Origin of the sequence: Mesorhizobium sp. WSM4884 (assembly GCF_029625675.1) — a bacterium.
Taxonomy (GTDB): domain Bacteria; phylum Pseudomonadota; class Alphaproteobacteria; order Rhizobiales; family Rhizobiaceae; genus Mesorhizobium.
On record NZ_JARTVO010000007.1, the window covers coordinates 307041 to 330325 of the forward strand.

20 protein-coding genes are annotated in these 23285 nt (G+C 64.7%); 9 read left to right on the forward strand and 11 right to left on the reverse strand.

All coding sequences use genetic code 11. The features are described from left to right. Positions 1–29: 29 nt before the first annotated feature. Complete coding sequence (locus P9236_RS14320) at positions 30–785, reverse strand: outer membrane beta-barrel protein (RefSeq protein ID WP_278075271.1); 756 nt, start codon at positions 783–785, stop codon at positions 30–32. Positions 786–1257: 472 nt separating this feature from the next. Between P9236_RS14320 and P9236_RS14325 the strand changes: the two genes are divergently transcribed. Further along, on the forward strand, positions 1258–2016 hold the full coding sequence (locus tag P9236_RS14325; protein ID WP_347405189.1) for a helix-turn-helix transcriptional regulator: 759 nt from the start codon (positions 1258–1260) through the stop codon (positions 2014–2016). Positions 2017–2034: 18 nt separating this feature from the next. On the opposite strand, the gene cueR is transcribed toward P9236_RS14325, so the two are convergent. Further along, the gene (cueR, locus tag P9236_RS14330; protein WP_278075272.1) at positions 2035–2439 is read right to left on the reverse strand and encodes a Cu(I)-responsive transcriptional regulator; all 405 of its coding nucleotides are present in this window, start codon (positions 2437–2439) and stop codon (positions 2035–2037) included. A 226-nt stretch (positions 2440–2665) separates the two neighbouring features. On the opposite strand from cueR, the gene P9236_RS14335 reads away from it, so the two are divergent. After that, a complete protein-coding gene (locus P9236_RS14335) occupies positions 2666–3283 on the forward strand; it encodes a L,D-transpeptidase (RefSeq protein ID WP_278075273.1) in 618 nt (205 codons plus the stop codon). Between the two features lie 137 nt (positions 3284–3420). Here the strand turns inward: P9236_RS14335 and P9236_RS14340 are convergent, their stop codons facing one another. The 4 genes from P9236_RS14340 to trpS form a co-directional block, all read right to left on the reverse strand. Then, positions 3421–3990 (reverse strand): NifU family protein, encoded by a 570-nt coding sequence (locus P9236_RS14340; protein ID WP_278075274.1) that lies wholly within the window; start codon positions 3988–3990, stop codon positions 3421–3423. Between the two features lie 145 nt (positions 3991–4135). Beyond that, entirely contained in the window at positions 4136–6304 is a 2169-nt protein-coding gene (locus P9236_RS14345; RefSeq protein WP_278075275.1) for a glycogen debranching N-terminal domain-containing protein, read from the reverse strand. A 309-nt stretch (positions 6305–6613) separates the two neighbouring features. Next, positions 6614–7105: a universal stress protein gene (locus tag P9236_RS14350; RefSeq protein ID WP_126096486.1), complete on the reverse strand. Its 492-nt coding sequence runs from the start codon at positions 7103–7105 to the stop codon at positions 6614–6616. Between the two features lie 101 nt (positions 7106–7206). Then, positions 7207–8274: a tryptophan--tRNA ligase gene (gene trpS / locus P9236_RS14355; protein ID WP_278075276.1), complete on the reverse strand. Its 1068-nt coding sequence runs from the start codon at positions 8272–8274 to the stop codon at positions 7207–7209. A gap of 228 nt (positions 8275–8502) precedes the next feature. On the opposite strand from trpS, the gene P9236_RS14360 reads away from it, so the two are divergent. The 3 genes from P9236_RS14360 to P9236_RS14370 all read left to right on the forward strand — a co-directional run bounded on the left by P9236_RS14360 (position 8503) and on the right by P9236_RS14370 (position 9865). Continuing rightward, a complete protein-coding gene (locus tag P9236_RS14360; protein ID WP_278075277.1) occupies positions 8503–9129 on the forward strand; it encodes a LysE family transporter in 627 nt (208 codons plus the stop codon). Positions 9130–9215: 86 nt separating this feature from the next. After that, complete coding sequence (locus tag P9236_RS14365) at positions 9216–9461, forward strand: type II toxin-antitoxin system VapB family antitoxin (protein ID WP_278075278.1); 246 nt, start codon at positions 9216–9218, stop codon at positions 9459–9461. Beyond that, positions 9461–9865 (forward strand): type II toxin-antitoxin system VapC family toxin, encoded by a 405-nt coding sequence (locus tag P9236_RS14370; RefSeq protein ID WP_278075279.1) that lies wholly within the window; start codon positions 9461–9463, stop codon positions 9863–9865. Before P9236_RS14365 ends, P9236_RS14370 begins: the two co-directional genes overlap by 1 nt. On the opposite strand, the gene murJ is transcribed toward P9236_RS14370, so the two are convergent. Beyond that, on the reverse strand, positions 9840–11444 hold the full coding sequence (gene murJ / locus P9236_RS14375; protein ID WP_278075280.1) for a murein biosynthesis integral membrane protein MurJ: 1605 nt from the start codon (positions 11442–11444) through the stop codon (positions 9840–9842). The genes P9236_RS14370 and murJ overlap by 26 nt on opposite strands. Before the next feature lie 39 nt (positions 11445–11483). Then, complete coding sequence (locus P9236_RS14380; RefSeq protein ID WP_278075281.1) at positions 11484–14285, reverse strand: [protein-PII] uridylyltransferase; 2802 nt, start codon at positions 14283–14285, stop codon at positions 11484–11486. A gap of 189 nt (positions 14286–14474) precedes the next feature. Here P9236_RS14380 and P9236_RS14385 point away from each other — a divergent pair, with 189 nt between their 5' ends. From P9236_RS14385 to P9236_RS14400, 4 genes are all read left to right on the forward strand, one after another. After that, on the forward strand, positions 14475–16985 hold the full coding sequence (locus P9236_RS14385; RefSeq protein ID WP_278075282.1) for a heavy metal translocating P-type ATPase: 2511 nt from the start codon (positions 14475–14477) through the stop codon (positions 16983–16985). A 44-nt stretch (positions 16986–17029) separates the two neighbouring features. Beyond that, positions 17030–17419, forward strand: coding sequence for a DUF305 domain-containing protein (locus tag P9236_RS14390; protein ID WP_278075283.1), 390 nt, complete (start codon positions 17030–17032; stop codon positions 17417–17419). A 91-nt stretch (positions 17420–17510) separates the two neighbouring features. Then, on the forward strand, positions 17511–18356 hold the full coding sequence (locus P9236_RS14395) for an aldo/keto reductase (protein WP_278075284.1): 846 nt from the start codon (positions 17511–17513) through the stop codon (positions 18354–18356). Between the two features lie 94 nt (positions 18357–18450). Beyond that, positions 18451–19209, forward strand: a complete 759-nt coding sequence (locus tag P9236_RS14400; protein WP_278075285.1) for an MBL fold metallo-hydrolase — start codon at positions 18451–18453, stop codon at positions 19207–19209. 9 nt (positions 19210–19218) lie between these two features. On the opposite strand, the gene P9236_RS14405 is transcribed toward P9236_RS14400, so the two are convergent. From P9236_RS14405 to mutS, 3 genes are all read right to left on the reverse strand, one after another. Beyond that, on the reverse strand, positions 19219–19788 hold the full coding sequence (locus P9236_RS14405) for a TetR/AcrR family transcriptional regulator (protein ID WP_278075286.1): 570 nt from the start codon (positions 19786–19788) through the stop codon (positions 19219–19221). Between the two features lie 65 nt (positions 19789–19853). Beyond that, positions 19854–20318: a nuclear transport factor 2 family protein gene (locus tag P9236_RS14410; protein WP_278075287.1), complete on the reverse strand. Its 465-nt coding sequence runs from the start codon at positions 20316–20318 to the stop codon at positions 19854–19856. Between the two features lie 72 nt (positions 20319–20390). Then, positions 20391–23114 (reverse strand): DNA mismatch repair protein MutS, encoded by a 2724-nt coding sequence (mutS, locus tag P9236_RS14415; RefSeq protein ID WP_278075288.1) that lies wholly within the window; start codon positions 23112–23114, stop codon positions 20391–20393. Between the last annotated feature and the right edge of the window lie 171 nt (positions 23115–23285).

The following is a 23285-nucleotide window of genomic DNA, read 5'->3' on the forward strand; positions in this document are numbered from 1 at the left end:
ACCCGCCTTTCCGAGAAACGCCGATGGGGCTAGTGCAACTCAACGCCTCCAGCCCGGTCCGCATTGAAGCGATAGACGAGCGACACCGAGAGGGTCTGGACTGTGGGCTTGAAGGAGATGGCGTTGTCCGGGGCACCGGTGGCGGCGATATACATCTGCGCGGTTTCGCGACCGTAATCGGCAAAACGGTATTCGGTCTTCATGAACCAGCCCGGGGAAGCGACGCCGGTGAAGTCGAGTGAGTTTTCGATGCCGCCGCCGACGAACCAGCCGTCGTGATGATGTTCGGCAACGCTGAGCGGGACCAGCGGCGTCGGATCCAGGCCTGACCCGCTGAAGTCGGCATGGGTATAGCCACCGTTGATATAGATCAGTGCGTTCGGCGCCGCGAGCACGCCGAGACGGAGGCCGGCGGCGTAGTTTAGCCGGTTATTCGTGGTGCCCGAATACTCCTCGAAGGGCGCTCGGATCGTGCCCCTGATGTCGCCGAACTGGACGTCGGCGAAGGCGCCGGCCACCCAAGAGGGAGCGAACTGCCAGTCGAAGCCACCACCCAAGGTACCGAACCCTCCGCTGCCGGTGGTATGCGCGGATGGCTCGGAGGGATTGCCGCCAAAATCCGTGTGTTGGTCGGCGCTCCACCATCCAGCCCCGCCGCCGGCCGACAGGTAGAATCCGCTCCAGCCGGGAACGGACGCCGGCGCGGCCGCGCCCAGGTCTGCCGCCAATGCGGTCAGCGGCACCAGGCTCGCGATCGCGATGCCGCCCACAAACAAAGGTCTCATGCAAAATCCTCGAGTTTATCGGTCGCATGCAGCCATTGCCGATTTCGCGGTCGTCGTCTTGGATGCACGGGCCTCGGTTTTGGACTAACGGGCTCGGCGGGAAATCGGCTCGGGATGTGGCGCCGCTGCAACGAATGGCCGCACAGATGAATGCGGCTTGGACCGAGTGGCTCTGAGGTTGGACGGTGGGGCTTTACCGTTTGTTTTGGCCAGTTCCCGTGTGCGATGGCCGTGATAGTGTGGGATCGGTCAACTGATTTTGCCAATGCAGAAGATCGATTTTTCGTCGGACAGCCTGCCAGCCCATCTGAGCGACAGGGATCGCTTTCGCCTATGGCGCGACATGTGGATGGAGCAGTTGGGCGCGGCAGAGATCAGGCATGCCGAGGACAAGCCGTTCGCCACGGCCACGAAGATGCGCTTTCTTGGCGATCTGCGCGTCGGCCTATTCGAGACGACGACCGAATATTACGTGCGCACGCGCAAGCACGTCGCCAATGACCGCGACGAAATCTTCGTGGGGTTTTATCGCAGCCCCAAGCCGCAGCTGTGGTCCGTCGCCGATTGCGATCTTTCGCTGCAGCGGGGCAACGCGATCGCCTACAACATAGCGCAGCCCTGCAGCAGCTTTACCGACGGCGTCACCTCCTGGGTTTTGGCCTCTGTTCCCAGAACATGGCTGCTCCAGCAGGTGCCGCATGCCGACGATCGCCCGGCGACGCGGCTCGACCCGACAAATTCCGCCGTGCGGCATCTGGAACGCACGATCGACTTCCTGATCCACTCCGACGAGGTGGACCAGCAGCAGGCGCTCTCGCGACAAGCCGGGACGGCGCTCGCTGATTTGATCGTGCTGGCACTTGGAGGCAATGGCGAGGTTGCGGAAATCGCGGCCTCGCGCGGGTTGCGCGCGGCGCGCCTGCGCGAGGCCATAGCGGTGATCGAGGCTCGCTTCGCCGATCCGACCCTGTCGACGCACATGGTGGCACGCGCGGTTGGCCTGTCGCGCCGCTACCTGAACACGCTTCTTCTGGAAAGCGGCCGCACCTTCGCCGAGCGCGTCCTGGAACTGAGGCTGCAAAAGGCGTGCGCCATGCTGTCCGACATCCGCAACGACGCGATGAAGATAAGCGACATCGCGCTCGCCGCCGGCTTCAACGACGTGTCCTATTTCAATCGGCGATTCCGGGCTCGTTTCGGCGCATCGCCCACGCAACATCGCGGCGGATAGGGTGGGCCGCCGATCCTGTCAGGCGGACACCTTATCGACCGCTCCCGCCATGTCATCCAAGATCGGACACTCCGGCCGGTCGTCGCCGTGGCAGGCGTGGATCAGCTTCTGCAACGTCGCGCGCATCGACTGCAACTCGCGCACCTTTTCCTCGATCGCCCTGACATGGGCGCTGGCGATTTCGCGGACGTCGTGGCTGGCGCGGTCGCGGTCCTGATAGAGCGCCATCAGCTGCCTGCAATCGTCGATTGAAAAGCCGAGGTTGCGCGCTCGGCGCAGGAACGCCAGCCGGTGGACGTCGTCGCGCGAGTAATCGCGATAGCCGTTGTCGGCCCGCGCCGGCCGGATCAGGCCGATCTCCTCATAGTAGCGGATGGTCTTGGCCGGCAGGCCGGAACGTTCGGCGGCATCACCGACATTCATGGCGCTCTCCTCGGTCTCCGGCAGCCCTTCCGGCTGCCCCATTGATTTTGCTTCACAATCCTGTAAGCCCTGTTGCCGAAATGCCGCAGTTCGGCACTTACCGGCAGGGAAGGTCTTGCATATAGGCAGTGCGCGCTTGGCAAGCAAAAGAAATGCCAGCATGAATGATGGCGACAAGGCGGCCGACTCGCGCCGCTGATATAAAGGCAGGGCGTCGGACCTATTCATGCGCTTGAAGTCGTTTGCAATCGTCGCCGCCCTTGCGCTGTCGACCGCGGTCAGCGGCTGCAGCACCATCGGCGGGCAATTGTTCACCAACAACTATGGCGCGATGACCGATGCCGGCTATCATCTGCCGCGCATCCCGATCGAGAAGGTTCCGGCCCGCTACCACCGTCAGGAAGTGCGCTACGATACTTCGGAGAAGCCGGGCACCATCATCGTCGACACCCAGAACAAGTTCCTCTACTTCGTCGAGGGCGACGGCATGGCGATACGCTACGGCATCGGCGTCGGTCGCGAAGGCTTCGAGTGGCACGGCACCGCTCATATCGCGCTGAAGCGCGAATGGCCGACCTGGACGCCGCCGGCGCCGATGATCAAGCGCCAGCCCGAACTCGCCAAATTCGCCGGCGGCATGGACCCCGGCCTGATGAACCCGCTCGGCGCGCGCGCCATGTATCTGTTCAACAAGGGCGGCGACATGGGCTACCGCCTACATGGCAGCCCGGAATGGTTTTCCATCGGCAAGGCGATGTCGTCGGGCTGCATCCGCCTGATGAACCAGGACATTATCGATCTCTACGACCGCACCTCGGTCGGTGCCAAGGTCATCGTGATGTGATCGCGATGACCGCGGACAAAAGCTTTCCTGCGCGGACCGTCTAGGCAACAACAGACGTCCACAGACAGAAAACCGGGCTGTTGGGGCCCGGTTTTTTGTTTTTGGCGATTTACACGCAGCAGACGCTGCGAAAATGATCAGGCGACCTGCTCGACCTGCTGCACTTCCGGAACGAAGTGCCGCAAAAGGTTCTGGATGCCGTGCTTCAGCGTCGCCGTCGACGACGGGCAGCCGGCGCAGGCGCCCTTCATGTGCAGGAACACGGTGCCGTTCTCGAAGCCGCGGAAGGTGATGTCGCCGCCGTCCTGCGCGACCGCCGGGCGAACCCTGGTGTCGAGCAGCTCCTTGATGGTCAGCACCAGCTCCTCGTCGGCCTTGTCGTAGAACTCGCCGGTCTGGCCGGCCCCGCCCGAAGGAGCGGCCGAAGCCATGACCGGGGCGCCGGACATGAAATGCTCCATGATGGCGCCGAGGATCGCCGGCTTCAGGTGCTGCCAGTCGGGGCCGTCCTTGGTCACGGTGATGAAGTCGTAGCCGAAGAAGACGCCGGTGACGCCGGGAATTTCGAACAGCCGGCCAGCCAGCGGCGAGGCCTCCGCGGCGGTATCGGCGTCGCGGAAATCGGCGGTGCCTTCGCGCAGCACTTCCTTGCCGGGCAGGAACTTCAACGTCGCCGGGTTCGGCGTCGATTCGGTCTGGATGAACATGGGTATCTCCAGGCCCTTCCCGGGCCGATAGTTTGGAATAGTTCTAAATAGGCTCTATCGGCTGGACATTCAAGCGAAACGCGTCGCCGTATGGCTGGCTGGCGGAATGTTTTTGCCGCAGCGGAGCGCCTCGATCACGGCAGGCTCATCCTCCGACTTCCACGCTGAGTTGTCCACTCGTCCTCTGGATGTTCACCTCGGCTCCGTCGGCCGCCCGCCAGAATTCGAGGTCGGTGCTTGCCTCCCCGACGCGCAGCCCGCGAAGCGCGATGCGATTGACGAAATCGGGCAACCGCGGCCGCACGATCCGAAGCTTGCCGGCGAAGGCATCGGGTTCTAGGCCGAGGCAGGTGGTCACCAGGAACGGCACCGCTGCCGCTGCCCAGGCTTGCGGGTGGCACGCCACCGGATAGTGCACCGGCACCTGAAAGTCGCTGCGCGGAAAACCCGCCATTGCCTCGGGCAGCCGATGATGGCGAAAGTGCATCGCCGCCTCGGTGATGGCGGTAAAGATCCGCAGCGCGGCGTCGTCCTCGCCATACCGTCGGCAGCCGGCTGCCAGCAGCGCGTTGTCGTGCGGCCAGACGGTTCCGAGATGGTAGCCAACGGGATTGTAGCGCCGCTCCGCGGTCGAAAGCGTGCGCACGCCCCAGCCGCCGAACATATCGTCCTGCATCAGCCGACGCACGGTTCGGCGGCCCTTGCCCTGGTCCGCAATGCCGGTCCACAGCGCATGCCCCGGATTTGAGGAAACGACCCCGAGCCGACGCCTCCGTGCTTCGAGCGCCAGGGCAAACATGCCCTGGTCCTCGCACCAGAAGTCGCGGTTGAACCGTGTCCGAAGCCTTTCGGCCTCGCCGCGAAGCTCCCTGGCGCGATCGCGTCTCCCGATACGCTCGTAAAGGTCGGCGATCGCGTGTTTGGCGGCAAAGACGTAGCCCTGCACCTCGACAAGCGCGATCGGCGGCTTGGCGATGGCGCCATCGGTCCTGACGATCGCATCGGCCGAGTCTTTCCATCCCTGATTGATCAGGCCGCTCTCCGAGGTGCTCCGGTACTTGAGATAGCCTTCGCCATGGTCGTCTCCGGCCCTGGCGATCCAGCCCAGCGCTCTTTCCACGGGTTCCTGCAGCTCGCGAAACAGCCCGAGGTCACCCGTCCATGCTGCATGGCGGCCGAGAAGCAGCAGGAAGAGCGGGGTCGCGTCCACCGTGCCGTAGAACCTGGCATGCGGGACATTGCCCGCCCCGGCGAGCTCGCCGAAGCGCAGCTCATGCAGGATCTTGCCGGGCTGCTCCTCCCGCCATCGATCCGTTCGACGTCCCTGATAGCTGGCGAGAAGACGCAGCGTCTGGGCGGCGACCTCCGGCTGAAAGGCGAGCATTTCGAGCGCGACGATCAGGCTGTCGCGCCCGAACAGGGCGACGAACCACGGCACGCCGGCGGCAAAATACTCCCTGTTGCCGAGATCGGATCTGAGCATCGCCAGGTCGCGCAGCGAGCGCTCCACGATGCCGTTGAGCAGTAGGCTGTCGCTGCAGAACTTCGTGTGCCGCTCCAGCCATTCCTCGGAACCGGCCTGAAGGTGTCCCGCAAGATTGTCGAGCGCGACCGTCGGCTGCTGATTCAAGTGATTGGCTTCGGCCTCTTCCGAGCATTCGTTCAGCTCTATGGTGACGGCGATTGTCCGCGTTTCGCCTGCCGGCACATCGATCCGGAACTCGGCCGTTGTTTCATGCGTGGCATCGGGTTGAGGCGAGAAGGCGATCATCGCCGTCCTGCGCAGCCGGTCGGCGCCGTGATGGACAAAATGCAGCCTGCCCTCCCGCCAGGAGGCCCGCTGAGGCTTGCCGAGGTCCTGCCGCACCAGCCCGCGCACGTTGAAGATATCCTCGAACCCGGCGCGGAAGTGCAAGGTCAGCGGAAAACCATGCGCCTGGTGTCCGAAATTCTGGATGGTCATGACCTCTCGCACGCATGTCTGCTTCGCATCGAGCATGCGTTCCCAGCGGATGCCGAGCTCATCCTTGGGAATCGATTGTCCCTGCTCCACCTCGAGGTCCGGATTGGTCAGCTCAAAAAGCGCCGCGTAGCCCTTTTGCGCGGTCGAGGCCAGCACGATCGGCTCCAGGCCGGCCAACGCCATCCGATAGCCGCCGAGGAAGCGGCAGTCGTGGAAATAAAGTCCGAAGCCGTGCTCGCCTTTCAGGGGGATCTGCGCGTCGGACGCGACGACGTAGTAGAGATCGAGGCTCTTGACGGTCACCGCGCCGGCGATGCTGTCGACCATGGCCGGATGGCGCTTGGCGAGCACACGATGCCTGCGCCCTTGCCGCGCATGAGGCACCTGCCGGGCTTCTTGCTGGGTCCGCGCAGGCTGCAAGCTGGACCGAGCCGCCGATTTGGCGGCAGTCTCCTGCGGTTTCGATGTACCGCTCCGGCTCGTCTTCCGGCTTGATTCGTCCATCAGCGCTCCATTTGGAATTGTCGCTGCCGTGACGATTCCAAATGGCGCGCTGCCGGCACAGGCCAAGGGTCGGTGTCGGCTACGGGCTGGTTGATAACATCGATGTGTATTTGCGGCCCCGCGGGCCTCAAATCGGACAGGAAGGCCTTCGCAAAATCAGGCCAAGCTCTCGATCTCCTCGTCGGAGAGGTTCTGCGGCACCACGGTGACCGGGATGGGGAAGGCGGCGCCCCGGCCGGCCACGGCGCTCACCAGTGGTCCCGGGCCTTCCTTGCCGGCGCCAGCCGCCAGCACCAAGATGGCGATGTCCTGGTCTTCCTCGATCAGCTTGTGGATCTCTTCGGTCGGCTTGCCCTCGCGCACCACCAGCTCGGGCTCGATACCGACCTTCTGGCGCACCTTGTTGGCGTAGCTGTCGAGCGCCGCGCGCGCGGTCGCGTTCGCCTCCTCGCGCATGATCTTTTCGACCCCCAGCCAGTGCTGGAAATCGTCCGGCTCGATCACATAGAGCAGCACCAGCACGCCGCTGGTGCTTTGCGCCCGCTTCGAGGCGTAGGCGACGGCGCGCTCGCATTCCGGTGTGTCGTCGATGATCGCCAGAAACTTGCGGCGATGGCCGGCTTCGCGGCTGAGGCGTTTGGAGACCATGTCTATCTGCTCGGTATCAATTCGGCCGCAATCTGCCACCGCCTTGGACCGGCGGCAAGCCGCCGGCCGGCATGGCGCCGGAGTCAATCAGGTAGGATCGATCAGTCCTGCAGCAAGCCGATGATGTCGCGTACCGTCTTCATCGTGCCCTCGGCGATCGCGCGGGCGCGGTCGCCGCCATCCTTGAGCACGGCGTCGACGTAAGCGCGGTCGCCCTCGATGCGGCGCATCTCGGAGGCGATCGGCGCGAGCTTTTCCACCGCAAGGTCGGCCAGTGCCGGCTTGAACACGGAAAACTGCTGGCCGCCATAGTCCTTCAGCACGTCGGCCTTGGAGATTTCGGCGAGGCCGGCATAGATGCCGACCAGGTTTTCCGCTTCCGGCCGGCTTTCCAGCCCGTCGAGCTCGCTCGGCAAGGGCTCCGGATCGGTCTTGGCCTTGCGGATCTTTTTCGAGATGGTGTCGGCGTCGTCGGTCAGGTTGATGCGCGACAGGTCCGACGGATCCGATTTCGACATTTTCTTCGAACCGTCGCGCAGGCTCATGATGCGCGCCGCTGGCCCCCCGATCACCGGCTCGGTGATCGGAAAATAGCCGTTCACGGTCTCCTCGCCGACCTGCATCTCGACACCGACGCCGAGAGCCGCGATGCGCTCGGAGAAGTCGTTGTTGAATTTTTGCGCGATGTCGCGGGTCAGTTCCAGATGCTGCTTCTGGTCCTCGCCCACCGGCACATGCGTGGCCCGGTAAAGCAGGATGTCGGCCGCCATCAGGCTCGGATAGGCGAGCAGGCCGAGCGAGGCGTTCTCGCGGTCCTTGCCGGCTTTGTCCTTGAACTGGGTCATGCGGTACATCCAGCCGATGCGCGCCACGCAGTTGAAGATCCAGGCAAGCTCGGCATGCTGGATGACCCGCGACTGGTTGAAGACGATGTGCTTCTTGGGGTCGATGCCGGAGGCGAGGAACGCCGCCGTGATCGAACGCGTCTGGTCGCCGAGATCCTGATAGACGAGCTGCGCCGTCAGCGAATGCAGGTCGACGACGCAATAGATGCAGTCGGACTGTTCCTGGAGAGCGACGAATTTCTTGATGGCGCCGAGGTAATTGCCGAGATGCAGATTGCCGGTCGGCTGGACGCCCGAAAAGACGAGTGGCTTGAAGGCGGACATGAGTTCCTCAGGGCTTGTGGAGGGCCGTATAAGCATGATTCCAAAAAGTTGCAGACTTTTTGGAGCCAATCATGCGGCTGGAAACCGCGCGCGGCGAAAGTCTTGCGACGGCGCGCTTATGGACGAAGGCGGTCGCGCGATCAAGAGCCCCGATCCATGACTTCGGTTGGCTCTAGCCAGTCGGAATTGAAGTGGCCTAGCATTGTCGTGTCGTTTGGGGTTCTCATCATGCTTTCGCATCTGCTTGCCGTGGCGTCCGTCTGGCTGGTCGCGGCGGTTTCGCCCGGGCCGAACTTTTTGATGACGGCGCGGATCGCGGTGGCGCGCTCGCGCAGCGCCGGCCTCGCCGCCGTCTGCGGCATCGGCATCGCCACTGCCGTCTGGGGCGTCTGCGGGCTTGCCGGCATCAAGGCGCTTTTCCTCGCCGCACCCTGGGCCTATGCGGCGTTGAAGCTCGCCGGCGCCGGCTATCTCATCTATTCGGGCATGAGGCTGATCGTGCTTGCCGAAAAGCGCAGCACGGCGGATGCCGCGCTGGCTGTCGACGGCAAGGGATTCTCGACCGGGTGCGCCTTCTGGATCGGTCTTGCGACCAGCCTTGCCAATCCGCGTTCGGCGCTTTCGGTGGCAAGCATCTTCGCCGTCGCCCTGCCGGCGCAGCCCTCGCTTTGGCTGAACCTCGCGTCGGTCGCGCTTATGGTGGCGATCTCGGTCGGCTGGTATGCCTGCGTGGTCTGGCTGTTCGCGGCCGAAGTCGTTTCGAACGGCTACCGGCGTCTGCGCCGCGCCATCGATCGCTTTGCCGGCGGCCTGCTCATCCTGTTCGGGGCAAAGCTGGCGCTGGAGCGCGGGTAAAGTCCGGGCCGAACCGGCCCGCCACATGTTGATTTCTTTTTGTAGCCTGCTACATTAAGCAAGCTACACAAATGCGGGCGCTCGCGATGACCATCAACATCAGTAACAAAGAAGCGGATAGTCTGACGCGCGCTTTCGCCAGGGTCGAAGGCGTCGGCATTACCGAGGCTATCGTGATCGCCATGCGCGAAGCCCTGGAGCGGCGCCGCAATCGCGAGACGCCGCTGGAAACGGCGGCAAGGCTGCGCGCCGAATTCGGGATCAAGCTCAGCGAGCGGGCGCGCAACCCGCTGCCGCGCTCGGTCTATGACGAGCTTTCCGGCGAGGACTGATGTTCGTCGACGCCGCCGCCATCGTCGCGATGCTGAGCAACGAAGCCGAGGCCGAGCGCTGTGCGCGGGCGGTCGTTGATACGTCGACCCCGTTCACTTCGGCGATCGCCGTGTGGGAAGCCGCGATGGCGCTCGCGCGGCCGGAAAAGCTCGCCATACCTGTTGCGAGGAGCGCGGAGATCGTGAGCCGCTTCCTTGAAGAACGGGCTATTGCCTTGCGCGAGCTTCCGCCTGCGCCCGAGGCAGCATCGCTGTCCGTCGAGGCCGCGTCGCGGTATCGCAACAACGCCATCCGTCTGAATATGGCCGACTGCTTCCACTACGCTTGCGCGCGCTACTACGCCGTTCCGATGCTCTCCACGGCCGACGAATTCAGGCTCACGGATCTGGAGACTGTTCCGTGACCGGCGGCACCGCCTTCGAGCCGCGCCTGACGTTGCGGCGGATCATGCCGAAATCGGCCCCGCCGGTGCCGAAGGCGGTGATGAAGTAGAGTGCCGCCCCGCCGCCGACGAGCGCGAACAGCGTCGTCGCCTTGACCACCAGCGGTGAGCCCGGTCCGAGCTTTGCCGCGAAATAGTGCTCGGCGAAGTAGAGCGCCGCAGCCATCACCACCGCCGAAAGCACCAGCCGCGGAATGCGCTTCAACAGCGGTATGTCGCGGCCCCAATGGCCGCGCCGGATCAGCATGCCGAGCAGCATCAGCGCGTTGACCCAGCCGGCTATCGCCGAAGCGACCGCGATGCCCGGCGCGCCCATGAACGGGAAAAGTGTCAGCGCGGTGGCGACGTTCACGCCGACCGAGATGGCGGCGAAGACCATCGGCGTGCGCGTGTCCTCGCGCGCGAAATAGCCGGGCGTGAAGGCCTTGATCAGCACGAAAGCCGGCAAGCCGAGGCCGAAGATCGCCAGGATCGAGGCGACTATCGGCGTCGAGTGGTTGGCGGCGAAAGCGCCGCGCTCATAGACCAGCCGCACGATCGGTTCCGACATCACCCAGAGCGCCGCGGCGGCCGGCAAGGTCATGAACAGCGTGAATTCGACAGACCGGTTCTGCAGATTGGCGGCCTCGATCAGATTGCCCGATTTCAGCGCCCGTGACAGTTCCGGCAACAGCACGATCGCCACCGCCACGCCGACGACCCCGAGCGGCAGCTGGTAGATACGGTCGGCATAGGCGAGCGACGACACGGCGCTGTTCTGCCCCGAGGCGATCGCCGTGCCGATGAGTTGGTTGATCTGGGTGATACCGCCGGTGATCGCCGCCGGCAGCGCCAGGATCAGGAGCCGCTTGACGTTCGGCGTCATCTTCGGCCGGCGGAAGCCGATCGAGATGCCGGCATGACGCACCGCCACCCAGACGATGGCGAGCTGCACGATGCCCGCCGCCAGCACGCCCCAGGAAAGCCCGAAGCCGACGTCATGCGCATTCAGCCCGTGATACCAGGCATAGCCGAGTACGCCGATCAGGATGATGTTGAGGAAAGCGGGTGCGATTGCCGCCGCGAAATAGCGGCGCAGCGAATTCAGCATGCCCGCCATCATGGCGCCTAGCGACATGCAGATGAGATACGGGAACATGATCGTCGCAAGCCGGACGGTCGTCTCGAACTTGCCCGGAATGTCGGCGAAGCCCGGCGCTACCAGGTAGCGCACGATCAGCGGCATCGCCAGTTCCATGGCGATGGTGAGCGCGAGCAGCGCCGAGAACAGCACGCCGAACACTTCCTCCGAAAAGCGCTTGGCGCCGTCGGTGCCGTGCGTCTCGATCTCCTTGGCGAAGAGCGGCACGAAGGCGGCGTTGAAGGCGCCCTCGGCGAACAGCCGGCGGAAGGTGTTGGGAAACTGGAAGGCGGCGTTGAAGGCGTCGGCGACCGGCCCGGTGCCGAGAGCGGCCGCCATCAGCATCTCGCGGCCGAAACCCAGCGCCCGGCTCATCAGCGTGCCGGAAGCGACGGTGGCGAATTTCTTGACAAGGCTCATGCGGAGGATGACTGCCTGCGGAATTGCGTCAAATGGATGTCACTCGGCCGCTGCCTTGGTTTTGCCGTTGCGTTCGGGCGCGTTGCCTTCGAGCGTATCGATCAGCCGCTTGTGGATGGTGGCCGTGCGCGTCGGGCTGTCGATCTTCTGGCCGGTGAGGTCGGTGACGTAGAAGGTGTCGATGACCTTCTCGCCGAAGGTGGTGATGTGCGCGGAGGCAATGTCGAGCGACAGGTCGGAGAGCGTCCCGGTGATTTCTGACAGCAGGCCAGGCCGGTCCAGTCCCTCGACCTCGATCACGGAAAAGCGGTTCGACAGCGTGTTGCGGATCTCGGCGCGCGGCGGAATGCGGAAGGCCTTGGCGCCGCGTTTCGGCTTGGTGCGCTTCTCGATCATCTCCGGCAGCCAGCTCTTGCCTGACAGCACGTCCTCGATCAGCTTGCCGACACGCTCGGCACGCCGCCGCTCGTCCTCGTCGCGGTCGAATTCCCGGCTGATCAAAATGGTGTCCAGCGCGCGCCCATCGGAGGTGGTGAAGATCTGCGCATCGACGATGTTGCCGCCGGCCGCGGCACACGCGCCGGCAATCACCGAAAGCAGGCGCGGATGGTCGGGCGCCAGAACCGTCACCTCGGTCACCGCCTCGAACTCATGCGTCTTCACCACGGTGGCGAGCTTCTTGCCGGCCGCATCCGCCTCGCGGACGAATTCGGCGTGCCGCAACTGGTCGGGCAGGTCGACGGTGAGCAGATAATTTTCGTAATGCAGCGCGACATAGCGCTTGCGCTCTTTCGCCGGCCAGGCCGCCAGCGCCTCGGCCAGCCGCTCGCGCGCCGCCGCGGTGCGCTCGGCCCGCGATACCTCGGAGAAGCCGCCGGTCAAAAGCAGCTCGGTCTCGAAATAGAGCGTGCGCAGCAACTGCCCCTTCCAGCCGTTCCAGACGCCCGGTCCGACACCCCTGATGTCGCAGACGGTGAGCACCAAAAGCAGTTTCAGCCGCTCGACGGACTGCACGATCGAAGCAAAGTCCTCGATCGTCTTGCGGTCGTTGAGGTCGCGCGTCTGCGCCGTCATCGACATGACGAGATGGTTCTCGACCAGCCAGGCGACGGTCTCGGTGTCGGCGGCCGACAGTCCCATATGCGGGCAGATGCGCCGCGCGATCCTGGCGCCGGCTTCCGAATGGTCCTCCGGCCGGCCCTTGGCGATGTCGTGCAAGAGCACGGCGACGTAGAGCGCCTCGCGGCTCTTCTTCAGCCCCGGCATCAGCGAGTGGGCCAGCGGATGCACCTTGGCGCCGTCGCCGCGCTCGATCTCGGCCAGCACGCCGATGCAGCGGATGAGATGCTCGTCCACCGTGTAATGATGGTACATCGAGAACTGCATCATGGCGACGATCTTGCCGAAGTCGGGGATCAGCTTGCCGAGCAGTCCCGCCTCGTTCATGCGCCTGAGGTTGAGCTCTGCGTTGCGGTCCGAGGTCAGGATGTCGAGGAACAGCCGGTTGGCCTCCTCGTCGCGCCTGAGCGACTTGTTGACCAGGCCGAGCGAGCGGGTGAGCAGTTTCAGCGCGTCGGGATGGAACTCCAGCCCATGCTTGTCGGCGAACCAGAACAGGCGGAGCAGGTTGACCGGATCGCGCTCGAACACCATGTCGTCGGCGATGTTGATGCGGTGGTTGTCGACGATGAAGTCGGACGTGCCGGCGAGCTTGCGCTTGCGCCGCGAGAAGGTGAGGAAGATGCGGTTGAAGCCCGGCACGTGCTTGGCCTGCTCTTCCTCGAGCGCCGCGCAGAAGATACGGGTGAGATCCCCGACATCCTTGGCCACCAGGAAGTAGTGCTTCATGAAGCGCTCGACCGCCGACAGGCCGGGATGGGTCGTGTAGCCGAGCCGCTCGGCGATCTCGCGCTGGATATCGAAATGCAGTCGTTCTTCCGCCTTGCCGGTGAGGAAGTGCATGTGGCAGCGCACCGCCCAGAGAAAATCCTCGGCCTTCTGGAATTCGCGATATTCGGCCTCGGTGAAGACGCCTTTCTCGACCAGCTCCTCGCCGGTGCGCACGCGGTAGAAATATTTGCCGATCCAGAACAATGTCTGCAGATCGCGCAACCCGCCCTTGCCATCCTTGACGTTGGGTTCGACCAGATAGCGGCTCTCGCCCGCCTTGGCGTGGCGCTCGTCGCGTTCTGCGAGCTTGGCCTGCACATATTCCGGCCCGGTGGTGCGCACCACTTCGTGGTCGAAGCGGGTGAGCAATTCCTCGTACAGCTTGTGCTCGCCCCACAGGAAGCGCGCTTCCAGGATCGAAGTGCGGATGGTGATGTCGGTGCGCGACAGCCTCAGGCATTCCTCTATGTTGCGGGTGGCGTGGCCCACCTTCAGCCCCATGTCCCACAGCATGTAGAGCATGTATTCGACGATCTGCTCGCCCCACGGCGTCTGCTTGTAGGGAAGCAGGAACAACAGGTCGATGTCGGAGCCCGGCGCCAGTGTGCCGCGGCCGTAGCCGCCGACCGCGACGACCGCCATGCGCTCGGCCGCGGAACGGTTCTTGACCCGGTAGACATGCGTGGCGGCGAAATCGTAGAGCGCCCGGATCAGCTCGTCCATCAGATGCGACAGCCGCTCGGCGCAGGCATTGCCGCCGCCATCCTCTTTCAGCATCGACTCGGCGATCTTTCGTCCCTCGCCAAGTCTGCCCTTGAGCAGTTGCAGGACGGCCGTGCGCGTGGTCTTGCTTGAGCCGTCGCCGGCGCTAGCCGCCGTCAGCACGGTCAGGTCGCGCCGCAAGGCGTCGCCGTCGATGATTTCGTCGAGTTTCAGGGAGATCTTTGCCATTCGGCGGCGTCTATAGCGCGTTTTCCCGGCGCTGTGTATGGGGGCGTCGCCGCGTTTCCAAAGGCTTACATTTGATGCAGCGCAAGGCCGGGCGGCCGGAATTTCGAAAAATCGAAACCGACCCTTGACCTTCCAGTTACTGGAAGGACTACCTCCACCTCAATTTCGAGACTTCCGAGGTATTTGCTCATGACCCATTCCGACCATCACCACCATCATGCGCACGGTGCATCCTGCTGTTCCGCAAAGGATACCGCGCCTGCCGCCGAAGCGGTGATTCGCGATCCGGTCTGCGGCATGACGGTCGATCCGGCCGCCGGCAAGCCGGCGGCCGAGCATGGCGGCCGGACCTTTCATTTCTGCAGCGAGCGCTGCCGCACGAAGTTTGAGGCCGAGCCGGACAAATACTTGACGGCAATCGATCCCGTTTGCGGCATGAATGTCGACCGCGCGAGCGCCAGGCATTTCGTCCGCCACGAAGGGCAGGGCTTCTATTTCTGTTCAGGCAGTTGCAAGGGCAAGTTCGAGGCCGAGCCGACCAAATATCTTGCCGGCCGGCCGGAACCGCAGCCCATGCCGAAGGGCACGCAATACACCTGCCCGATGCATCCCGAGATCATCCGAGACAAGCCCGGCTCCTGCCCGATCTGCGGCATGGCGCTGGAGCCGATGGGCGTGCCGACCGGCGATGAGGGTCCGAACCCGGAGCTGGTGGATTTCACGCGGCGCTTTTGGATAAGCGCGGTGTTGTCCGTGCCTTTGCTGGTCTTCGCCATGGCACCGATGCTGGGTGTCAGTTTCGAAAGCTTCATCGATGGCCGGACGAAGACGTGGGCGGAACTGGCGCTGGCAAGCCCGGTGGTGCTGTGGGCGGCGTTTCCGTTCTTCCATCGCGGCTGGGACTCGATCCTGAACCGCAGCCCCAACATGTGGACGCTGATCTCGCTCGGCGTCGGCGCCGCCTATCTCTACAGCGTGGTCGCCGTGCTGTTCCCCGACATCTTTCCGCATCAGTTCCGCGGCCATGATGGCACAGTGCCGGTCTATTTCGAAGCCGCCGCCGTCATCGTCGCGCTGGTGTTCCTTGGCCAGGTGCTGGAATTGCGCGCCCGCGAGCGCACGGGATCGGCCATCCGCGCCCTGCTTGACCTCGCTCCGAAAACGGCGCGCCTGATCGGCGCCGACGGGTCCGAAAAGGACGTGCCGCTGGACAGCGTCAACACCGGCGACAAGCTCCGCATCCGCCCTGGTGACGCCGTCCCGGTCGATGGCATTGTGCTGGAAGGACGCTCGGCGATCGACGAATCGATGATCACCGGCGAGCCGCTTCCGGTGGAAAAAACCGAAGGCGATTCTCTGACCGGCGGCACGCTCAACAAGAACGGCTCGCTGGTCATGCGCGCCGAAAAGGTCGGCGCCGAGACCACGCTGTCGCGCATCGTCGAGATGGTCGCCAAGGCGCAGCGTTCGCGCGCGCCGATCCAGGGGCTGGCCGACCGCGTGTCCTTCTATTTCGTCCCGGCCGTGGTGCTGGTGGCCGTCGTTGCCTTCATCGCCTGGGCGGTCTATGGGCCCGAGCCCAGCCTGATCTTCGCCATCGTCTCGGCGGTGTCGGTGCTGATCATCGCCTGCCCCTGCGCGTTGGGGCTTGCCACGCCGATGTCCATCATGACAGCGACCGGGCGTGGCGCGCATGCCGGCGTGCTGATCAAGGAAGCTGCGGCGCTGGAGCGTTTCGCTGCGGTCGACACGCTGATCGTCGACAAGACCGGCACCTTGACCGAGGGCAGGCCGCGTCTGACGGACGTCGTCGCGGCCGAGGGCATCGATGAGGATGATCTGCTGTCGCTTGCCGCCACCCTCGAAAAAGGCTCTGAACACCCGCTCGCCGAGGCGATCGTCGAGGGTGCCGCCGAACGCGGCGTCAAGCTTGCCGATGCCGAAAACTTCGAGGCAACCACCGGCAAGGGCGTTGCCGGCACGGTATCCGGCAAAAAGGTCGCGCTCGGCAATGCGGCGATGATGGCCGACCTTGGCATCGACACCGCTCCCGTATCCGCCAAGGCGGAAACGCTGCAGGCCGAAGGAAAGACGGCGATGTTCGTTGCCGCCGACGGCAAGCTCGCCGGCCTCGTCGCCGTCGCCGATCCGGTCAAGGCCACCACGGCCGAAGCGATCAAGGCGCTGCACGACAAGGGCCTGAGGATCATCATGGCGACCGGCGACAACGAGCGCACGGCAAAAGCGATCGCCGGCAGGCTCGGCATCGACGAGGTGCGTGCCGGCCTGCTGCCCGACGAGAAGGGCGCGCTCGTCGACGAGCTGCGCGCTCGCGGCGCCGGCGTTGCCATGGCCGGCGACGGCGTCAATGACGCCCCGGCGTTGGCCGGCGCCGATGTCGGCATCGCCATGGGCACCGGCGCCGACGTCGCGGTCGAAAGCGCCGGCATCACGCTGGTCAAGGGCGACCTCAACGGCATCGTCAGGGCTCGCACGCTGGCCCAGGCGACGATCCGCAACATCCGCCAGAACCTGTTCTTCGCCTTCCTTTACAACGTGCTCGGCGTGCCGGTCGCCGCTGGCGTGCTCTATCCGCTCACCGGCACGCTGCTCTCGCCGATGATCGCGGCGGCGGCGATGAGCCTGTCGTCCGTCTCCGTCATTTCCAACGCCTTGCGGCTGAGAACATTGAAACTCTGAGCGAAGCTCCCAGATACGAAAATCCAATCGCAAAGGAGACCTGAATGACCCTGGCCAAGAAGATCGTGCTGCTGCTGATGGCGGCGGGAATGCTGCTCGCGGTGTTCCTCGAAAGCGTTCCGGCGCGGACCGAGGAGATGAAGCACGACATGTCGGGCATGGCGATGGGCACGGATAGCCCCGCCACCGCCGGCTACAAGGCGGCGATGGACAAGATGCACGGCGACATGATGATCGAGTACACCGGCAATGCCGATGTCGACTTCGTGCGCGGCATGATCCCGCATCATCAGGGTGCGATCGACATGGCCAAGGTGGTGATCGCCAATGGCGAAGACCCGGAGATACGCAAGCTCGCCGAAGGTGTCGTCAAGGCGCAGGAAGCCGAAATCAAAGAGATGCAGGACTGGCTTGCCAAGCATCCCGTGAAGTGATCGCTCCGCGCCGGTATCGGACGAAGCGAGGACTTCGGTCTGGATTTCTGGCTGTGGCTGTGCTGCGATCAGGTGTCACGCGGAGCAGGCCATGTCGTCCACGATCAGAACCACTATCTTGCCGTCCGGCGAGGCCGTTCCGGTGCTCGGTCAAGGCACATGGAAGATGGGTGAGGATCGGCGCCGCCGCGCCGATGAGGTCGCGGCGCTGAAGCTCGGGCTGGACCTCGGCATCACGCTCGTCGATACGGCGGAGATGTATGCCGGCGGCGGTGCCGAGGAGGTGGTGGCGGAGGCCATCGCCGGGCGTCGCGACGAGACTTTTCTGGTGTCCAAGGTGCTGCCGACCAATGCCTCGCGTGCCGGCGTGAAGCGGGCCTGCGAGAACAGTCTGAGGCGACTGGCGACCGACCGCATCGATCTCTATCTGCTGCATTGGCCGGGCAGCGTGCCGCTGTCGGAAACGATCGAGGCCTTCGAGGCCTTGAAGGTGGCCGGCAAGATCCGCCACTGGGGCGTCAGCAATTTCGACACCGACGAGATGGAGGAACTGGTGGGCCTGCCCTCGGGCGCCAACGTTGAGACCAACCAGATCCTCTACAACCTCTCGCGACGCGGCCCGGAATTCGACTTGGCGCCCTGGAGTCTCAAGCGCGGCATCCCGCTGATGGCCTATTCGCCGGTCGAGCAGGGCGCGCTGGCGCGCAATGCCAGGCTTGATGCCGTGGCCGCTCGCCACAACGCCACGGCGGCGCAGATCGCGCTTGCCTGGGTGACGGCGCAGAAAGGCGTCATCGCTATCCCGAAGGCCAGCCGCCAGGACCACGTTCGCCAGAATGCCGCCGCGCTCGACATCGTCCTGACGGCGGAGGACCTTGCCGAGCTCGACCGCGCCTTCCCGCCGCCGACACGCAAGCGCGGCCTGGAGATGATCTAACGAAACCGCACTTCGGGTTTTGCGACTGAACCGAGAATACGCATTGGAACGAATTTCAGCCGGACCTCGTCACACAGCCTATAAAATCGGCGACATGACCGTCACGTCGCTGCGCGACGGCCATGTCGACATGCCAGTCCGGCGACTGCGCCAGCCGGGAGACAAGCCTTTCGGCGGCGATCTCCCGCCGCAGGTGGCGCTCATCGACGGCGCGCTGAGACTGTCGGTCAATGCCTTTGCCGTCGACGACAGTAGCGAAATCATGCTGATCGATACGGGATCCTCGAACGCCTGGCATCCGACGATGGGCTTTCTACCGCAGGCGCTGAGCGAGGCGAGGATCGCCGTCGATCGGATACACACGGTTGCCTTTACCCACACGCATCTCGACCATATCCACGGGCTTATCCTTGCCGATGGTCGGGACGGCTTCCCGCAGCTCTCCCGGTTGCTTGTTCCTCGGCCTGAACTCGACATGTTTCGGTCGGTAGCGAGGTTGAGCCGCTTCCATGATCGGGCCGAACCTTTGGACCCTGGCCAGCGCCTGAGCGCGAATATCGAGGCGATCGCCGCTCCCGGCCATGAAATCGGCCATACCTGCTTTCGCGTCACGAGCGGCGGCGAAACATTGTTGGTCTGGGGCGACCTCGTGCATGTGCCGTCGCTTCAGTTCGATCGGCCGGAGGTCGCATGGGAGTTCGACGCCGACCAGGACCAGGCGCGGATAACCCGGCTGCAAATATTGGCCCTTGCCGCCGACAACGGCTATTGCGTTGCAGGAGCGCATCTCGATTCAGCGGGCGTCGGCCGGATTTCCCGAACCGCAACAGGCTTCCGCTTCGAACCGGTGTAGGAACCGGGGCTATGTCTTGGCCGGTAGCCCAAGCCGCACCCGCAGCCGCCGCAAGGTCCTTGAGAATACATTGAGGTCATTGGCGGCCCGGGCAAGCGTGAGTGCGCCCTGGATGGCGGCGACGGCTTCCTCGGCAAGCTCGCTAGCCTCGCCCGGTCGGAGCCCGGATCGCGCGAGCGCTTCGGCGAGACGCGCGACCCAGCGGCCGAAATAGTCCCTTATTTGGTCGGCGAAAAGGTCGCGCGATTCATCCAGCGCGAAGGCACCGATAAGGCAAACGCGCCGTCCCGAGCGGAAATAGCTGTCCGTCGCTTCGAGCATGTGCCCGATCCCGGCCCGCGGATCGGCACTTTCGCGCAACGGCGCAAAGACATTCTCCTCGAACCAGCCATTGATATGGGCAATGGCGGCCCTCGCCATCTCCTCCTTGCCGCCGGGAAAGAAGTGATAGAGGCTTCCCTTGCCCAGCCCCGTTGCCTCGCCGATCAAGGCCAGGCTGGCGCCCTCATAGCCATGCTCACGGAAAACCTCGGCAACGATTCCCAGCAACTGCTCGCGATCTGGAGCGATGCGCCGCATGCTTAGCGTTCTTGTTTGAGCATGATCTTTTCCAAGAACCGCTACACACTTTTTGGGATCATGCTCTAAAGCCCGAGCTCCGAAAGACCGGGATGGTCGTCCGGCCGGCGGCCGAGCGGCCAATGGTATTTACGCTCGCTCTCGGTGATCGGCAGGTCGTTGATGCTCGCCACGCGACGACGCATCAGCCCGGCCTCGTCGAATTCCCAGTTCTCGTTGCCGTAGGAGCGGAACCAGTGGCCGCTGTCGTCGCGCCATTCATAGGCGAAGCGCACGGCGATGCGGTTTTCGTTCCAGGTCCACACCTCCTTGATCAGGCGATAGTCCAGCTCGCGCGCCCATTTGCGCTTGAGGAAGCCGACGATCTCGCCGCGGCCTGAGATGAACTCGGCCCGGTTCCGCCAGACGCTGTCCTCAGTATAGGCGAGCGAAACCCGTTCCGGGTCGCGGCTGTTCCAGGCATCCTCCGCGAGCCGCGCCTTTTGCGCGGCAGTTTCGGCCGTGAAGGGCGGCAATGGCGGACGGCTCATCTTGATCTCTTGGCCTCGTTCGCTTGGTCCGACATTGTACCGAATGGTACAATGAGTCAACAGAGGCAGGTGCTATTGCTTTGTCGCCAGACCTTTCAGCCGATAGAGCGCCTCCAGCGCCTCGCGCGGCGTCATCTCGTCCGGATTGATCGCGCCGAGCGCGTCGCCCAGCGCATCGTTTTTCGCCGGCTTAGGCGCTTCGCGCTTCACCGCCACGGAAAACAGCGGCAGGTCGTCGACCAGCCGGTTGGCCTTGCCCGAGACCTCGCCTTCCTCGAGCTGGTGCAGCACTTGCCTAGCGCGCGCCACCACCGCTTCCGGCAGGCCGGCGAGCCGCGCCACCTGCACACCGTAGGAGCGGTCGGCAGCACCTTTGCCGACCTCATGCAGGAAGACGACGTCGCCTTCCCATTCCTTGACCCGCATGGTGACGTTGGAGAGCCGGGGCAATTTGCCGGCCAGCGCAGTCATCTCGTGGAAATGCGTGGCGAAGATCGCCCGGCAGCGGTTCTTCTCGTGCAGGTATTCGACCGCCGCCCAGGCGATCGACAAGCCGTCGAAGGTCGCAGTGCCGCGGCCGATCTCGTCGAGGATGACCAGCGCCCGCTCGCCCGCCTGGTTGAGGATCGCCGCCGTTTCGACCATCTCGACCATGAAGGTCGAGCGGCCGCGCGCCAGGTCGTCCGAAGCGCCGACGCGCGAGAACAGCCGGTCGACGACGCCGATATGGGCGCTCTCGGCCGGCACGAAGGAGCCGGTCTGGGCAAGGATGGCGATCAGCGCGTTTTGCCTGAGGAACGTCGACTTGCCGCCCATGTTCGGACCGGTGAGCAGCCAGATGGCGCCCGCCTTCGCGCCGCCTTCCGGCGAGAGGTCGCAGTCATTGGCGACGAACGGCCCCTCGCCGGAACGCCTGAGCGCCTGTTCGACCACCGGATGCCGCCCGCCGGCAATCTCGAAGGCGAGGCTGGCATCGACCGCCGGTCGGCACCAGCCTTCGCTCTCGGAAAGCAGCGCCAGCGCCGACGACACGTCGAGCACGGCGAGCGCCTCGGCGCCGGCGCGGATGCTGTCCGCCTCGCCGACCACCTCCGTCGTCAGTCGGTCGAACGCGGCAAGCTCGATGCCGAGCGCCCGGTCGGCGGCATTGGCGATCTTCGATTCCAGCTCGGCCAGTTCCGTCGTCGTGAAGCGCATGGCGTTGGCCATGGTCTGGCGATGGATGAAGCGCGCCTTGGCCGCATCGCTGCCGGTCATGATCGAGTGATGGTTGGCCGTCACCTCGATATAGTAGCCGAGCACGTTGTTGTGCCGGATTTTCAGCGAGCGGATGCCTGTCTCCTCGATCAGCGAGCGCTCCAGCCCGGCGATCACTTTTCGCGACTCGTCGCGCAGCGCCCGCATCTCGTCCAGTTCGGCATGATAACCGGAGCGCACGAAGCCGCCGTCGCGCTTGATGAGCGGCAGCTCGTCGTCGAGTGCTTCGCTGAGATGGCGGGCCAGCGCCTCGGGCAAGGCCTTGATCGCCGCGAGCGCCGCAGCGAGCTCTGCGGGCAGGTCCGTCGCCGCGAACAGCCCGGCAATCGCCGCCGCCGCCTCGAAGCCGGCGCGCAGCGCGCCGAGGTCGCGGGGGCCACCGCGGTTGAGCGCCAGCCGGGATAGCGCTCGCGGCATGTCGGCGACGCTTTTCAGGTTCGCACGCAAGCCTTGGCAAAGCTGCGTCTCGGCCCGGAAGAACGAGACCGAATCCAGTCTTGCCGCGATCGCCGCCGGATCGGTCAGCGGCGCCATCAGCCGGTCGGCAAGCAGCCTTGCGCCGCCGCCGGTCACCGTGCGGTCGATCGCCTTGAACAGCGAGCCGTCGCGGCTGCCGGACAGCGTGCGCAGGAGTTCCAGATTGGCGCGTGTCGCCGGATCGATGAACAGCGTCGAGCCGCTCTCCTCGCGCTCGGGGCGCGACAGCGGCGGCCGCTCGGCCTTTTGCGTCTTCTCGACATAGGCAATGGCGCCCGAGATCGCCGACAGCTCGGCGCGCGAGAAGGTGCCGAAACTGTCCGGTGTCGCCACATCGAAGAAGCGGGCGATGCGGCCCGTGGCCGACGCCGAATCGAACAGCGACGGCGGCTGCGGGTTGGCGACCCGGCCGAGCACGTCGAAGACCGGCCGCAGCTCCGGGTCGTGGAACACCGGCTCGGCGACGATCAGCTCGCGCGGATCGACGCGGAAGATGTCGGCAAGCAGCCGCTCCGCCGTCGTCTCGGCGACGCGGAAAGCGCCGGTCGAGATGTCGATCCAGGCCAGCGCGAAACTGCCCTGGCTGGCCGCATTGCCTTTCACCCGCCCCAGCGCCATCAGAAAGCTCGATTCCGAGGGCGCGAGCAGCTTGTCCTCGGTGATGGTGCCGGGCGTGACCAGCCGCACCACGTCGCGGCGCACCACCGATTTCGAGCCGCGTTTCTTGGCTTCGGCCGGATCCTCGATCTGTTCGCACACCGCAACGCGAAAACCTTGCGCGATCAGCTTCTGCAGATAGTCATCCGCCGCATGCACCGGCACGCCGCACATCGGAATGTCGTGGCCCTGGTGCTTGCCGCGCCGGGTCAAAACGATGCCGAGCGCCTGGCTCGCCTTCTCGGCGTCGTCGAAGAACAGTTCGTAGAAATCGCCCATGCGGTAGAAGAGCAGCGAATCCGGGTTCGCCGCCTTGATCTCGATATACTGCTCCATCATCGGCGTGACGGTGCCCATGGCGGGCGCCGGCGTCGTCGTTTCCTGCGCGTCGGGGTCGGTCGGCATGTGCATGTTCATGCCGGAACGCTAGCAGATGTGACAACGCGGTTTAATGCCAGGCGCTCGAAAAGCAGGGGAAACCGCGAGCCTGCTGCCAGCCGGCTGCCAATTGAGCTCGGCAATGTCTGGGTCTGTGCGCCTTGAAGCAGCTTCGCCGGGCTTGTCGGTTTACAGCGG

Bases quoted from the DNA above. Each gene is read 5' to 3' on its own strand.
- P9236_RS14320 (WP_278075271.1), bottom strand. From the start codon at position 785: ATGAGACCTTTGTTTGTGGGCGGCATCGCGATCGCGAGCCTGGTGCCG.
- cueR (WP_278075272.1), bottom strand. From the start codon at position 2,439: ATGAATGTCGGTGATGCCGCCGAACGTTCCGGCCTGCCGGCCAAGACC.
- P9236_RS14335 (WP_278075273.1), top strand. From the start codon at position 2,666: ATGCGCTTGAAGTCGTTTGCAATCGTCGCCGCCCTTGCGCTGTCGACC.
- P9236_RS14340 (WP_278075274.1), bottom strand. From the start codon at position 3,990: ATGTTCATCCAGACCGAATCGACGCCGAACCCGGCGACGTTGAAGTTC.
- P9236_RS14350 (WP_126096486.1), bottom strand. From the start codon at position 7,105: ATGGTCTCCAAACGCCTCAGCCGCGAAGCCGGCCATCGCCGCAAGTTT.
- trpS (WP_278075276.1), bottom strand. From the start codon at position 8,274: ATGTCCGCCTTCAAGCCACTCGTCTTTTCGGGCGTCCAGCCGACCGGC.
- P9236_RS14360 (WP_278075277.1), top strand. From the start codon at position 8,503: ATGCTTTCGCATCTGCTTGCCGTGGCGTCCGTCTGGCTGGTCGCGGCG.
- P9236_RS14365 (WP_278075278.1), top strand. From the start codon at position 9,216: ATGACCATCAACATCAGTAACAAAGAAGCGGATAGTCTGACGCGCGCT.
- P9236_RS14370 (WP_278075279.1), top strand. From the start codon at position 9,461: ATGTTCGTCGACGCCGCCGCCATCGTCGCGATGCTGAGCAACGAAGCC.
- murJ (WP_278075280.1), bottom strand. From the start codon at position 11,444: ATGAGCCTTGTCAAGAAATTCGCCACCGTCGCTTCCGGCACGCTGATG.
- P9236_RS14380 (WP_278075281.1), bottom strand. From the start codon at position 14,285: ATGGCAAAGATCTCCCTGAAACTCGACGAAATCATCGACGGCGACGCC.
- P9236_RS14385 (WP_278075282.1), top strand. From the start codon at position 14,475: ATGACCCATTCCGACCATCACCACCATCATGCGCACGGTGCATCCTGC.
- P9236_RS14390 (WP_278075283.1), top strand. From the start codon at position 17,030: ATGACCCTGGCCAAGAAGATCGTGCTGCTGCTGATGGCGGCGGGAATG.
- P9236_RS14395 (WP_278075284.1), top strand. From the start codon at position 17,511: ATGTCGTCCACGATCAGAACCACTATCTTGCCGTCCGGCGAGGCCGTT.
- P9236_RS14400 (WP_278075285.1), top strand. From the start codon at position 18,451: ATGACCGTCACGTCGCTGCGCGACGGCCATGTCGACATGCCAGTCCGG.
- P9236_RS14405 (WP_278075286.1), bottom strand. From the start codon at position 19,788: ATGCGGCGCATCGCTCCAGATCGCGAGCAGTTGCTGGGAATCGTTGCC.
- P9236_RS14410 (WP_278075287.1), bottom strand. From the start codon at position 20,318: ATGAGCCGTCCGCCATTGCCGCCCTTCACGGCCGAAACTGCCGCGCAA.
- mutS (WP_278075288.1), bottom strand. From the start codon at position 23,114: ATGCCGACCGACCCCGACGCGCAGGAAACGACGACGCCGGCGCCCGCC.